General features: G+C 68.8%; 12 protein-coding genes. 7 read left to right on the top strand and 5 right to left on the bottom strand.

Annotated features, from left to right (window positions below):
- Positions 1-51 precede the first annotated feature (51 nt).
- A complete protein-coding gene (locus ACFVAV_RS02345; RefSeq protein WP_379028665.1) occupies positions 52-873 on the top strand; it encodes an alpha/beta fold hydrolase in 822 nt (273 codons plus the stop codon).
- Positions 874-917: 44 nt separating this feature from the next.
- Here ACFVAV_RS02345 and ACFVAV_RS02350 read toward each other — a convergent pair whose 3' ends face one another.
- Positions 918-1,586 (bottom strand): TetR/AcrR family transcriptional regulator, encoded by a 669-nt coding sequence (locus tag ACFVAV_RS02350; protein WP_379028667.1) that lies wholly within the window; start codon positions 1,584-1,586, stop codon positions 918-920.
- Positions 1,587-1,803: 217 nt separating this feature from the next.
- Here ACFVAV_RS02350 and ACFVAV_RS02355 point away from each other — a divergent pair, with 217 nt between their 5' ends.
- The 4 genes from ACFVAV_RS02355 (at position 1,804) to ACFVAV_RS02370 (ending at position 7,139) form a co-directional block, all read left to right on the top strand.
- On the top strand, positions 1,804-3,339 hold the full coding sequence (locus tag ACFVAV_RS02355; RefSeq protein WP_379028669.1) for an amino acid permease: 1,536 nt from the start codon (positions 1,804-1,806) through the stop codon (positions 3,337-3,339).
- 217 nt (positions 3,340-3,556) lie between these two features.
- Positions 3,557-4,309 carry a DUF1989 domain-containing protein gene (locus ACFVAV_RS02360; RefSeq protein ID WP_379028671.1) on the top strand — a complete coding sequence of 251 codons (753 nt, stop codon included), beginning with the start codon at positions 3,557-3,559 and terminating at the stop codon, positions 4,307-4,309.
- The gene (locus ACFVAV_RS02365) at positions 4,306-4,923 is read left to right on the top strand and encodes an urea amidolyase associated protein UAAP2 (RefSeq protein ID WP_379028673.1); all 618 of its coding nucleotides are present in this window, start codon (positions 4,306-4,308) and stop codon (positions 4,921-4,923) included. Before ACFVAV_RS02360 ends, ACFVAV_RS02365 begins: the two co-directional genes overlap by 4 nt.
- A 242-nt stretch (positions 4,924-5,165) precedes the next feature.
- A complete protein-coding gene (locus tag ACFVAV_RS02370; protein WP_379029920.1) occupies positions 5,166-7,139 on the top strand; it encodes a 5-oxoprolinase/urea amidolyase family protein in 1,974 nt (657 codons plus the stop codon).
- A gap of 28 nt (positions 7,140-7,167) precedes the next feature.
- On the opposite strand, the gene ACFVAV_RS02375 is transcribed toward ACFVAV_RS02370, so the two are convergent.
- Positions 7,168-7,650 (bottom strand): MarR family winged helix-turn-helix transcriptional regulator, encoded by a 483-nt coding sequence (locus ACFVAV_RS02375; RefSeq protein WP_379028675.1) that lies wholly within the window; start codon positions 7,648-7,650, stop codon positions 7,168-7,170.
- Between the two features lie 106 nt (positions 7,651-7,756).
- Between ACFVAV_RS02375 and ACFVAV_RS02380 the strand changes: the two genes are divergently transcribed.
- The gene (locus ACFVAV_RS02380) at positions 7,757-8,890 is read left to right on the top strand and encodes a GDSL-type esterase/lipase family protein (RefSeq protein WP_379028677.1); all 1,134 of its coding nucleotides are present in this window, start codon (positions 7,757-7,759) and stop codon (positions 8,888-8,890) included.
- Positions 8,891-9,019: 129 nt separating this feature from the next.
- On the opposite strand, the gene ACFVAV_RS02385 is transcribed toward ACFVAV_RS02380, so the two are convergent.
- Positions 9,020-10,018, bottom strand: a complete 999-nt coding sequence (locus ACFVAV_RS02385) for an NAD(P)-dependent alcohol dehydrogenase (RefSeq protein ID WP_379028679.1) — start codon at positions 10,016-10,018, stop codon at positions 9,020-9,022.
- A 92-nt stretch (positions 10,019-10,110) separates the two neighbouring features.
- Between ACFVAV_RS02385 and ACFVAV_RS02390 the strand changes: the two genes are divergently transcribed.
- Positions 10,111-10,752: a TetR/AcrR family transcriptional regulator C-terminal domain-containing protein gene (locus ACFVAV_RS02390; protein ID WP_379028681.1), complete on the top strand. Its 642-nt coding sequence runs from the start codon at positions 10,111-10,113 to the stop codon at positions 10,750-10,752.
- 136 nt (positions 10,753-10,888) lie between these two features.
- On the opposite strand, the gene ACFVAV_RS02395 is transcribed toward ACFVAV_RS02390, so the two are convergent.
- Positions 10,889-11,056, bottom strand: coding sequence for a hypothetical protein (locus ACFVAV_RS02395; RefSeq protein WP_379028683.1), 168 nt, complete (start codon positions 11,054-11,056; stop codon positions 10,889-10,891).
- A gap of 134 nt (positions 11,057-11,190) precedes the next feature.
- A complete protein-coding gene (locus ACFVAV_RS02400) occupies positions 11,191-12,276 on the bottom strand; it encodes an ATP-grasp domain-containing protein (RefSeq protein WP_379029922.1) in 1,086 nt (361 codons plus the stop codon).
- Positions 12,277-12,406: the final 130 nt, after the last annotated feature.

The following is a 12,406-nucleotide window of genomic DNA, read 5'->3' on the forward strand; positions in this document are numbered from 1 at the left end:
GTTCCGACAACTATGGGCAACCTATCCATCCGCACCTCTGACGGGAGCGCAATGCCCTACTTCACCACCTCCGACGGCGCCGAGATCTACTTCTCCGACTGGGGCACCGGTCAACCCGTCGTCTTCAGCCACGGCTGGCCGCTCAGTTCCGATGCGTGGGCGCTGGAGCGCAAGACCTTCGCCGACGCCGGCTACCGTGTCATCGCGCACGACCGCCGCGGTCACGGCCGCTCGTCGCAGCCGTGGCAGGGCAACGACATGGACACCTACGCGCGTGACCTCGCCGAGCTCGTCGAATCGCTGGACCTGCGCGACGTCATCGTGATCGGGCACTCGACCGGCGGTGGCGAGGTCGTGCGCTACGCGGCGCAGCATGGCAGGGACCGGGTCGCCAAGGTCGTCACCATCGGCGCGGTGCCGCCGATCATGGTCGCGACCGATGCCAACCCCGACGGCCTGCCGATCGAGGTGTTCGACGGCATCCGTGCCGGTGTGCTGGCCGACCGCTCGAACTTCTACCAGGAGCTCGCCCCCTCGTTCTTCGGCTTCAACCGCGAGGGCGCCGCCGTCTCGAAGGGCGCGCAGGACGACTTCTGGCGCCAGGGCATGCTCGCGGGTATCCAGGCCGCCTACGAGTGCGTCGCCGCGTTCTCGGCGACCGATTTCACCGAGGACCTGAAGGCGCTCGAGGTGCCGATCTTCATCGCGCACGGTGACGACGATCAGATCGTGCCGATCGCGGGTGCCGCGCTGAAGTCGATCGAGCTCGTGCAGAACGGGACGCTGAAGGTGTACCCCGGCGCTCCGCACGGCATCTTCGGCGCCTACCAGCAGGAGCTCATCCAGGACATCCTGGCGTTCATCAAGAACTGAGACTGTCGGCGCGGTGCCACCCACCGGCACCGCGCCGGTACCGCTCAGGCGGGATCGATGTCGATCTCGCCCAGTCGCGCGAGGAGCGCGTCGGCCGCCGCGCCGACATCGCCACGGTGCCCGACTATGCGCATGATCGCGTCCGGGATGACACGCTCGGTCTCGACGGCCGCGGCCCCCTCGTCGGACCGGATGGCGATCACCGTCTCGACCAGCCGGAACGGCAGAATGCGTACCTCATCGGACTGCCCTGCGGCAGCGCAGGATTCGGCGGTGAGTCGTTCGTAGTGCCCGCGCAACTCGTCCCGGTGGCGCCGGAACACGACGAACCTTTCGGTGCGCAGTTCGGGCAGCAGATACAGCGCGCCGAGATTCCATCGCGCGCTGCGCAACTGGCGCACGTCGAACAGGGCGAGTGCGTAGAGCTTGGTCGCGGCGGGCTCCGGCTCGCCGAGCATCCGCTGCGCCAATTCGACCGGACCGGCGACGGTTTCGGCCAGCAGCGCGTCGAGGATGTCGTCCTTGGCCGCGAAGTGGTGATACAGCGAGGCCTGTCTGATGCCGACCGCGTCGGCCACCGCCCGGGTGGAGGTGTTGGCATAGCCCTTGGTGGTGAACAGCTCCGCCGCCGCGTCGAGGATCTCCGCGCGCGGCGTGGTTCCCTGCCTGCGCCGCTGTTCCAGCCGGGGACGCCCGGGACCGAGGTTTGCCACCTCCCGATTCTGTCATCGGGCCCCGACCAGGGCCGAAGCGGGCAGCTCACCAGCGAAGGTGCCGCGCGGTCGAATTCCTGTCACTTGATAGAAACTTGGGCAACGCAGAAGTTACCGCAGGCCCCACACCTGATACACGCCGGACACCCTTCGAGCGATCGCGAGCGCAAAACTATCGCCTGATAGATATTTGGCCGCACCGCCGAAGGACACCGACATGGCCACGACTCTCGATTCCCCCGCCGAACCGCTCGACTCCGGCCGCGACAGCGCCGACCTGGCGGCGTTCGGTTATCAGCCGGTCCTGCATCGCAAGCTGGGACGCTACGCGTCGTTCGCGGCAGGCTTCTCGTTCGTCTCCATCCTCACCACGATCTTCCAGTTCTTCGGCTTCGGCTATTCGTTCGGCGGCGCCGCGTTCTTCTGGACCTGGCCGCTGGTCTTCGCGGGCCAGTTCCTGGTGGCCCTGAACTTCGCCGAGCTGGCCGCCCGGTATCCGATCTCGGGCTGTATCTATCAGTGGTCACGCCGCCTGGCGGGCGGGCTGATCGGCTGGTTCGCCGGCTGGATGATGGTGATCGCGCAGGTCGTCACGGCCGCCGCGGCCGCCATCGCCCTGCAGGTCGTGCTGCCGACGATCTGGAGCGGCTTCCAGATCGTCGGCACCGACACCGCGCTCACCTCCCGCGACGGCGCGATGAACGCGGTGCTGCTCGGCAGCGTGCTGCTGGTGGTGACCACCACGATCAATGTCATCGGCATCGACCTGATGGCCCGGATCAACTCGATCGGCGTCACCATCGAGATCGTCGGCGTGCTGGCGATCATCGCGCTGTTCTTCACCAGTGCCGAGCGCGGGCCCGGTGTCGTCACGCAGACCGACCAGGCCGCGCCCGGCCCGTACTGGGCGGCGTTCCTGGTCTCCGGTCTGATGGCCGCGTACGTGATGGTCGGCTTCGATTCCGCCGGTGAGCTGTCCGAGGAGACCAAGAATCCGCGCCGGGTCGCGCCGCGCACCATCCTGCTCGCCCTGTCGGTCTCGGCGCTCGGCGGCGGGCTCATGCTGCTCGGCGCGCTGATGGCGGCGCCCAGCCTGTCCGACGGCGAATTGGCTTCCGGCGGACTGGCTTACGTCATCACCTCGAAGCTGAACAGCCCCGCCGGATCGGTCCTGCTCGGCTGTGTCGCGGTCGCGGTGATCGTGTGCACGCTGGCGATCCAGACCGCGGGCTCGCGCCTGATGTTCTCGATGGCGCGTGACGGCAAGCTGCCGTTCTCGACGGCGCTCGCGACCGTGCACCCGCGCTTCGGTACGCCGGTGTGGCCCGCCGTGGTGATCGGCGCGCTCGGCATCGGGCTGCTGGTGCTCAACCTCGGCAACCCGGCCATCTTCGCCACCCTGGCCAGTGTCTGCATCGTCAGCCTGTACCTGGCGTATCTGCTGGTCACCGTGCCACTGCTGGTGCGCAGGATCAAGGGCATGCCCGCACTGGACGACCCGACGCTGTTCACCCTGGGCCGCTGGGGCATTCCGGTCAACGCGCTCGCGGTGATCTGGGGCATCGCCATGGTGATCAACCTGGCCTGGCCGCGCCCGGAGGTGTACACCCCGGCAGGCGGCAACTGGTGGCAGCTGTGGGCCGGCCCGCTGTCGGTCGCCGTGATCCTCACCGCAGGCGCGATCGTGTACCGCTTCGTGGTGGCCACGAAGAACGAATTCCCCGTGGCCGAAACCGCACCCGCCACAGCCTGATTCACCTGGCACACCCCCAATCAGCCCCGAACCGCCCTCCCGACCCCGCACGCCCCGACCTCGAGGAGGAGCAGGCCACGAAGCGGCCGTCGGCGGCCGTCCCGCCGGTCAGGCGCCGTTGCGTAGGCGACGAAGGAGCAAGCAACGGTGCTTGACCGGCGGGACACAAGGGGCCGCCGACTCGAGCGCGCCAGCGCTCCAAAAACACAGGAGAACGATGACGAGTACCAACTCCACCGACGGCGCCCGTGCCCATGCGCGCGCCCAGGCCGCGGCGGCCACCATGGCCATCCCGGAGACACCGGTCGGCGTCGACCCCACGGCAGTCGTTGTTGCACAGCGAATTCCGCCGGGCAGCTACGCGAATGTCGTGCTCGGCCGCGGGACCCGCGTCCGGCTCGCCGACCCGACCGGCACCACCTGCGCGCACCTGTTCCTGCTGCGCGCCGAATCACCTTGGGAGCGGCTGAACGTCGCCGACACCGTGAAGGTGCCGTGGCAGGCCTACCTGAGTGCGGGACACCCGCTGCTGTCCGACCAGGGCCGGGTCCTGGCCACCGTGGTCGCCGACTCCGCCGGCCACCACGACACCCTGTGCGGCCCCACCACCGACGGCCGCCACCAACTCCACCTGGCCGGGGCCAAGCAGGGCCTCGAGCCACGCGACATCGGCCCGTCGATCGCGCTGTTCCGCGGTGCGCGGGTCGCCGCGGACGGTGGGATCGAGTCGACCGGCAACGGCCCGGCGGGCGCCGCCGTCGACCTGATCATCCACCTGCCGGTGACCCTCCTGGTCGCCAACGCTCCCCACCCCCTCGACGACCGCCCCACCGGCGACCTCGACGTCCTCGCCTGGTCCTCGCCGGCAGATCTCGCGGCCACACCCAACGATGACCCCGAATACCGGCGGGCCGTGGACAACACCGAAGCCGCCTGGGCCGCCGCGCAGAACACGGAGGTTCTGGCATGACAACGACCACCCGCACCGTCGTCCTCGACGAGACCGTCCCCGCCCAGGCGCCGTGGTCGGCGATCGTCCGCGCCGGCGATCAGCTCGAGATCATCGACCTGCACGGCAACCAGGCCGTCGACTGCCTGCTCTATTCCGCCGCCGACCGCACCGACCGCTACAGCGCCCAGGCCACCGTCGCCGCCCAGCGCAATATCTTCCTCACCACGGGTAGCGTCCTGCGTACCGAACGCGGCACCCCGCTGATGACGGTCGTCGCCGACGAGGTCGGCAACCACGACACCATCGCCGGCGCCTGCTCCCAGGAATCCAACACCCTGCGCTACGGCCATCACACCCGTCACCAGCACGCCTGCGTGGAGAACTTCCTGACCGCGGCCCTCGAATGGGGTTTGGGCAAGCGGGATCTGGTGTCCAACATCAACTGGTTCATGAACGTGCCGGTCGAGGCCGACGGCACCCTCGGCATCGTCGACGGACTGTCGGCGCCGGGCAAGAAGGTCACCCTGCGGGCCGAGGTCGACACCCTGGTCCTGGTCTCCAACTGCCCCCAGATCAACAACCCCTGCAACGGTTTCGACCCGACGCCGGTCCGCATGGTGGTGACCCGATGAGTCTCACCGACACCCGGATCGCCGCCGAAACGGCTACCGCCCAGCAGGCGACGGCGGCGGCCACCACAACTCATCGCTCCGCCGCCACCTCGAGCTCGGGCGTCGACTCACCCGGGACACTGGCTACCGGCTCTCCCGAGGCGGGCATCCGCCGACCGGAGGCCGTAGCGAGGAACTCCGGCGTCCCGGCATCCACATCGCCATCCCAGCTCGCGCGGTGCATCGACGTCCTGCGTCCCGGAATGCAGACCACCGTGCAGGACTGGCCGGGGCGAATCGGCTACTGGCACATCGGCGTTCCGCCGTCCGGTCCGATGGACGACCTGTCGTTCCGGCTCGGGAACCGGGTGCTCGGCAACCAGGAGGGCGCGGCGGGGCTGGAGTGCACGCTGGGTGGGCCCGCGCTGCGCTTCACCGAGTCGACCTGGGTGTGCGTCACCGGCGCGGTCGCCGAGGTGCGCGTCGACGGTCATCCGGTCGAGCAATGGCGCACCGTCGAGGTGCCGGCCGGTGGCGTCCTCGATGTCGGCGCCATCCGCGGACCCGGCATGCGCACCTACATCCTCGTATCCGGCGGTATCGAGGTCGAGCAATTCCTCAGCAGCGCAGCGACATTCACCCTGGGCAAGTTCGGCGGCGGCACCGGCGCGGCATTGCGCGCCGACGAGTCGCTGACGCTCGGCGAACCAGCACATCGTCGCGCCCCCGCCGTCCCGATGGCCGACATCCCCGCCTTCGGCCACCGCTGGGAACTGGCCGTCACCGAGGGCCCGCACGGCGCGCCGGAGTTCTTCACCCGCACCGATTTCGACACCATCATCGGCACCGACTACGAGGTGCACTTCAACTCCGACCGCACCGGCGTCCGCCTGATCGGCCCGAAGCCGGAGTGGGCGCGCACCGACGGCGGCGAGGCGGGCCTGCACCCGTCGAACATCCACGACAACGCCTATTCGATCGGCGCGCTCGACTTCACCGGCGACACCCCGATTCTCCTCGGCCCCGACGGCCCGAGTCTGGGCGGTTTCGTCTGCCCGGTGACGGTTGTCGCGGCCGACCGCTGGAAGCTCGGCCAGCTCACGCCGGGCGACAAGGTCCGCTTCGTTCCCGTTCGCTCCGAGCACGCCGCTCCCGCACACGAACTCGGCGCGCGCCGCCGAGCGTCGTTCGGCACCGTGCTCTCGGCGGGGCGCGACGGCGACGACGGCATCCTGCGCCGCACCGCCGTCGACGACGAGACCGGCGTGACCTATCGCAGACAGGGCGACGACGGCGTCCTTGTCGAATATGGCACGCTCACACTGGATCTCGGTCTTCGCGCCCGGGTCCACGCCCTGCACCAGCATCTGATCGAAGCCGGTCCGCGAGGAGTCATCGAGCTCACCCCGGGCATCCGCTCCCTGCAGGTCCGCGTCGACCCCGCCGTCCTCCCGATCCGGCAGCTCCTCGACCTGCTCGCCGAAGCCGAAGCGCAACTACCGAATTCGGATCAGCTCGTCGTTCCGAGCCGCACCGTCCACCTGCCCCTCTCCTGGGACGACCCGTCCACCCGCGAGGCGATCACCCGCTACATGCACGGCGTCCGCGCCGACGCCCCCTGGTGCCCGTGGAACATCGAGTTCATCCGCCGCATGAACGGCCTGGATTCGGTCGACGACGTCTACCGCACCGTCTTCGACGCCGAATACCTGGTCCTCGGCCTCGGCGACGTCTACCTCGGCGCCCCGGTCGCCACCCCCACCGATCCCCGCCACCGCCTGGTCACCACCAAATACAACCCCGCCCGCACCTGGACCCCGGAGAACGCCGTCGGTATCGGCGGCGCCTACCTCTGCATCTACGGCATGGAAGGCCCCGGCGGCTACCAGTTCGTCGGCCGCACCACCCAGGTCTGGAACCACCGCGCCCGCCCCACCGGCACCGCGGGCCCCGGCGTCGACCGCTTCCGCACCGACTCCGAAACCCCCTGGCTCCTCCGCTATTTCGACCGCATTCGCTGGCACCCCGTCGACCCCGGCGAACTCCTCGACCTCCGTGCCGACTTCGCCGCCGGAAAAGTCGACATCCTCACCGAAGAAGGCGAATTCCGCCTCGCCGACTACCGCGCCTTCCTCGCCGACAACGCGGCCGCCATCACCGATTTCCGCGCCATCCAAGCCGAAGCCTTCGCCGCCGAACGCCACTCCTGGCGCACCGCAGGCGAACTCGCCGACTGACCACTGCCCGCCGACAGTGACGCCGGGCTCATGACCGAGGTGGCGGGTCGGCGATGGCGGTGGCCGAGGGGTTGGTGGCGTCGCGGATGATGCGCAGGCCGGTGACCAGGCCGTCGAGTTGGGCTGGTGTGAGCCGGCCGGTGAGCCAGGTCTCCAGCGCGGCGAGGTAGTCCGGGAGGACTTCTTCGAGGCGCCGGATGCCCGCGGGGGTCAGGGCCGCGTAGGCGCTGCGGCGGTCGGTGGGATCGAGTTGACGTTCGACGAGGCCCGCCTTGGCGAGGCGGTCGACCAGGCGCGTGACACCGCTGGTGGACAGCTCCGTCTGGGTGGCCAGGTCGGACATGCGCAGGCGGCGGTTCGGTGAGCGGCTCAGGCGCATGAGGGCGTTGAGGTCGAGACCGGAGAGGCCGTGCGCGTTCCACGCCGGTTCGACCTTGGCGATCAGTCCGCTGTGCGCCTCGAAGAGCAGACCGGAGATCGTCAGCCGGGGGTCGTCGAACAGTTCGTGCATGGGACCACCCTAGCCGATGCTTGCCATGCGGATAGTTGACGCGAGGAATACTTCAGAGTAGACCTATGCATACGCAATATTCCTCGAAGCAACTAATGGAGTGGTCATGCAGAAGACGTGGGTCGCCGGGTTCCGGTCGGGTGTCATCAGCCCGGACGAGCAGATCAAGCTCGCCGAATCGCGGTCGTTCAGTGACGAGACGGTGCGGCAGGTGCTGCACATGGCGGGCGGCGGCGACGCGGTGCGGGTGCGGTTGACCAATCGGTACGGGTCCGCGCCGCTGATGATCGGTGCCGCGCGACTGGCCCTGCGCAAGGAAGGTTCGGCGATCGCCACCGATGCCGAGGTCCGCTTCGACGGTGCCCCGATCGCGGTCATCGAGCCCGGCGCGGAGCTGGTCAGCGATCCGCTGGACCTGGCCGTCGCCGCAGGCGAGGACCTGCTGCTCAGCCTGTACCTCCCGGGGCCGACCGGCCCGGCGACGTTCTCCCACCAGCCCGGCGAGATCTCCTACCTCGCGGCGGGCGATCGCACCGTCGACGTGGAACTGCCCGGCGCGGAGGAAGTTCCGTTCCGGTTCTTCGTCACCGGCATCGACGTACTCACCTCGGGGCAGCCCCCGATCGCGGTGGCGTTCGGCGACTCCTGGTTCGAAGGTGTCGGCACCACGCTGAGCGCCAACCGTCGCTCCGTCGACGTCGTCAACTCGCGCCTCACCCGGGGCTGGGTGGTCAACAACGGCATCGCCGGCAACCGGCTCACCGCCGGTGAGATCGGCGAATCCGGCCTGGCGCGTCTCGATTCCGACGCACTCCAGGTTCCCGGCGTCACCGACCTCCTGGTGAACTTCGGCATCAACGACCTGATCCTCGGCGCGATGGGCGGACAGCCCTCCGCCACCACCGAGCAGCTGATCGCCGGTTTCACCGAACTCGCCGAGCGCGCGCACGCGGCCGGTCTGCGCGTGCACGTCGCGACCATCGGCCCTTACGCCGGCTGCGTCTACCCCGGCATGCCGCTGCTGGAAACCCAGCCGACCCGGCACGCTGTCAACGAATGGCTGCGCACCACCGATGTTTTCGACTCGGTCTTCGACGTCGACCGCGCGGTGGCCGACCCGGAGCGCCCCGACTTCATCCGCCCCGAGTTCGACAGCGGCGACGGCATGCACCTCAACGACGCCGGCGCCGCGGTCATGGCCCACACGGTCGACATCACCGCCCTGTTCACCGCGAGGTGACGCACCAGGGGGCGCGGCTTCCGCATCGACTCGATACCGAGGCCGCGCCCACCCCGACCCCTCGCCCTGGTCTGGCAGCCGACCTCCGGACGTCGGCGATCGCACCCAGGACAGCCGCCGAGTCGGGGTTCACAACGTAGTGAGAACGGTCTTTCCCGAGGCGTGCCCGCGGGCGAAGACCTCGACGGCGGCCGCCGTGTCGGACAGGGGGAAACGGCGCTCGATCACCGGGCGCACGGCGCCGTCGGCGGCCAGGCCGGCCAGGTATTGCAGGTCGGCGGCCGCGGGGCGCATGAGCAGCGCCTTCAGCGTCTGGCGGACGAACAGGTCGGTGAGCGCGACCTCGCCGAGCCAGCGGACCGGGCCGAACCAGTTGTCGCCGGGGGCGGCGGCGGAAGAGATGAACACACCGTCCGCCGTCAGCACCCGGCGGCAATCGCGGAGTCTGCGGTTGCCCGCCAGATCGAAGAGCACGTCGTACGGGGCATCGGTGTGGGTGAAATCGTCTGCGGTGTAGTCGATCACGACATCGGCGCCGATTCCGCGCACCATCTCGACGTGCCGGGTACTGCACACCGCGGTCACGTGCGCCCCGAGCGCCTTCGCGATCTGCACCGCGAAACTGCCGACGCCGCCGGACGCGCCGTTGATCAGAACCCGCTGGCCCGGCGCGACTTTGCCGATATCGCGCAGGCCCTGCAAGGCCGTCATCCCCGAATCCGGTATCGCCGCAGCCTCTTCCATACTCAGCGCAGCGGGCACGATGGCGAAGGAACCGGCTTCGGCGCACACATATTCGGCGAAGGCGCCGCTGGGTACCACACCGAAAACCCGGTCGCCCACCTGGAATTCGGTGACCAGGGCGCCGACGGCGACCACTTCGCCCGCGAGATTCTGCCCGATCATCCGATGCTTGGGCCTGCGCAGCCCGAACCCGAGCCGCAGCAGATACGGGGTCCCGTTGAGCAGGTGCAGATCCCCGCTGCACAGCGAGGCCGCCCGCACCCGGACCACCACCTCCCGCTGCCCCGCCGCCGGGCGCGGCACGATCTCGGTCCGCAACACCTCGCTCCCGCCGTACCGAGGAGCTACCCACGCGGTCATCGAAGCCGTATCCACATCGGTCATGACGTCCCTCATCTCGCACTTACAGCGTAAGTATGTCGCGTCAGACGGTACGCTTACGCCGTAAGTGAGTCAAGGAATCAGTCAGGAGCCGCATGCCACGCACCCCGCTGACCAGGGAACGAGTCCTGCGCGCGGCGATCGACCTCGCCGATCGGGAGGGCCTGGACGCGCTGTCGATGCGCAAACTCGCCAAGGCGGTCGGCGTAGAGGCGATGTCGCTGTACAACCATGTCGCCAACAAGGACGACCTCCTCGACGGCATCATCGACCTGGTCGTCGCCGAGATCTACGTTCCCCGCGCAGACGGCGACTGGCAGGCCGAGCTACGCCACCGCGCCACCTCGGCCCACGAAGTCCTGCTCCGCCACCGCTGGGCCACCGGCCTGCTCGGCTCCCGCGTCAATGTCGGCCCCGCCATGCTCCGCTACATCGACGCCACCCTCGCCTGCCTGATCACCGCGGGCTTCACCTACGAACAAGCCGACCGAGCCTGGAACGCCCTGGACAGCCACATCTACGGCTTCACCCTGCAAGCCATCAACTTCCCCCTCGACCCCTCCGAATACGCCTCGGCGGCAACCCGGTTCCTCCCCCTGATCCCCCCGGAAACCCACCCCCACATGCACACCCTCGCCACCCTGGTCATCGACGGAACCCACTCCGGACTAGCCGATTTCACCTTCGGCCTCGACCTGCTCCTCGACGGCCTGAACCACCTGCGCCGGCCCACCTAGCCGTCACACGCGCTCGAAAATCAAACCCTCGATATGCCGCGTGCGCCCGGTCGACTCAGCACCTCGAGCAGACGCGAACATCTCGACGACAGCGCCATCGAGCAGCCGAGGTGGGTTGTCACACACTTCGACGCCCCTATTTCGCCAGCTGACCGATTCGCTGACGCGCCACATTCAGCAAGGTCGCGACATCGACATCGGGCACTTCTTCACGTCGCAGTTCGCGCACGAGTGAACGCTGCTCGGCATTCAGCTCTTCGGTGAGACGCTCGATCTTCGAACGAAGATCGGAAATGTGCTGCACCCCTCTGGGCAATCACACGCTGCTACGGCCTTGTTGATGGTTCGAACCACCCATGGCGCGAGAGCCAGGCACTGGTCGCACTGCTCGCCTACCAGGGACAACCCCGGTAGGCGAGCAGCTGAGGACTACTCCGATCAGCCCGGTACGAGGTCGGCGCTCCTGCGTACCCTGTCCGGCGCCTGATCGTCCCGGTGCGGGGTGACCTCCATGACCGCTTCCGCCACGGCGAGGCAGGCGCCGAGTCGCGGTGGTCGCCGCAAGCCTGAATCCCGTTCCAGCAGGAGGCGGACCGCGGCCCAGGGCAGATTCACGTCGGCGAAGGCGGTGTGGAACAGGCCCGCCGACGGGCGTGGGTTGACCTCGAGCAGCACTGGTTGTCCACCGTGATAACGCAATTGCACGTTGGTCAGGTAGGCCAGTTCGAAGTGCCGGACGAGCTGCCGGGCGATGTCGACCAGCGCGGGGTCGTCCAGCAGCATGCGGAAGCGGCCCTGTTTGGCGCGCGGAATACCTACCAGCAGTTCACCTCCCGGAGCCGACAGGCAGTCGATGCTGATCTCCGGACCTTCGAGAAACGGCATGACGAGCAGTGGGGGCACGAACTCCCCCTCCTCGGCCGCCCGCCGCAGGGCCCCCGCTACCGCCTCGACCGAGGCCACCGGCCGGGGCGCGACCCGCAGGCTCGCCAGGGTCAGCGGGCGGTCGTCGAGGATGCGGAAGCCGAACGCCGAGTACTCACCACTCGGCTTGATGCACAGCGTTTCCCCGCCGCGCGACAGCTCGTCGACGGCGGCGTAGAACTCGTCGGCGTCGGTCGCTTCCCGCCAGGGTGGCACGGGAATGCCCGCCGCACCGGCGATCTCGTAGGTGCGGACTTTGCTGGTCAGCGCCCGCACCGCCGACAACGGCGAACACATGAGACTGGTGCCGACCGCGGCGAAGTCCGCGGCCCGGCCCGCGAGCGCGTCGAGGCGCCGCGGCGGGATGAGGACATCGATGCGGTGCGTACGACAGAAGTCGAGCGCGAACTGCGCGTACTCCTCGTTGCCGACATACCGAGGTTCGATCGCCGATACATCGCACACCGAGAGGGCAGCCGCACTCGGATCCACATTACTGGCGTACACGGTGACATCGACCCCATCGGGGTTCTCGCGCAACAACCGCATCACCTGGACCGTCGCCGCGCCCGCACTGCTCAGCCAAATCCGAAGCGTTATGGCAACCGCTCCCTTCCTGTTCCCGTAGAGAACCGGACCCTATACCGGTTCCGCGTTCCGCACATTTCGGAACGAAAGATCGCACGTCACGCCCTGGATATCGCAGACGTGGACGGACAGGATCGGCGGG

Source organism: Nocardia sp. NPDC057663, from assembly GCF_042799895.1.
In the GTDB taxonomy this organism is placed as follows: Bacteria; Actinomycetota; Actinomycetes; order Mycobacteriales; family Mycobacteriaceae; genus Nocardia.

Bases quoted from the DNA above. Each gene is read 5' to 3' on its own strand.
- ACFVAV_RS02345 (WP_379028665.1), top strand. From the start codon at position 52: ATGCCCTACTTCACCACCTCCGACGGCGCCGAGATCTACTTCTCCGAC.
- ACFVAV_RS02355 (WP_379028669.1), top strand. From the start codon at position 1,804: ATGGCCACGACTCTCGATTCCCCCGCCGAACCGCTCGACTCCGGCCGC.
- ACFVAV_RS02360 (WP_379028671.1), top strand. From the start codon at position 3,557: ATGACGAGTACCAACTCCACCGACGGCGCCCGTGCCCATGCGCGCGCC.
- ACFVAV_RS02365 (WP_379028673.1), top strand. From the start codon at position 4,306: ATGACAACGACCACCCGCACCGTCGTCCTCGACGAGACCGTCCCCGCC.
- ACFVAV_RS02370 (WP_379029920.1), top strand. From the start codon at position 5,166: ATGCAGACCACCGTGCAGGACTGGCCGGGGCGAATCGGCTACTGGCAC.
- ACFVAV_RS02375 (WP_379028675.1), bottom strand. From the start codon at position 7,650: ATGCACGAACTGTTCGACGACCCCCGGCTGACGATCTCCGGTCTGCTC.
- ACFVAV_RS02380 (WP_379028677.1), top strand. From the start codon at position 7,757: ATGCAGAAGACGTGGGTCGCCGGGTTCCGGTCGGGTGTCATCAGCCCG.
- ACFVAV_RS02385 (WP_379028679.1), bottom strand. From the start codon at position 10,018: ATGACCGATGTGGATACGGCTTCGATGACCGCGTGGGTAGCTCCTCGG.
- ACFVAV_RS02390 (WP_379028681.1), top strand. From the start codon at position 10,111: ATGCCACGCACCCCGCTGACCAGGGAACGAGTCCTGCGCGCGGCGATC.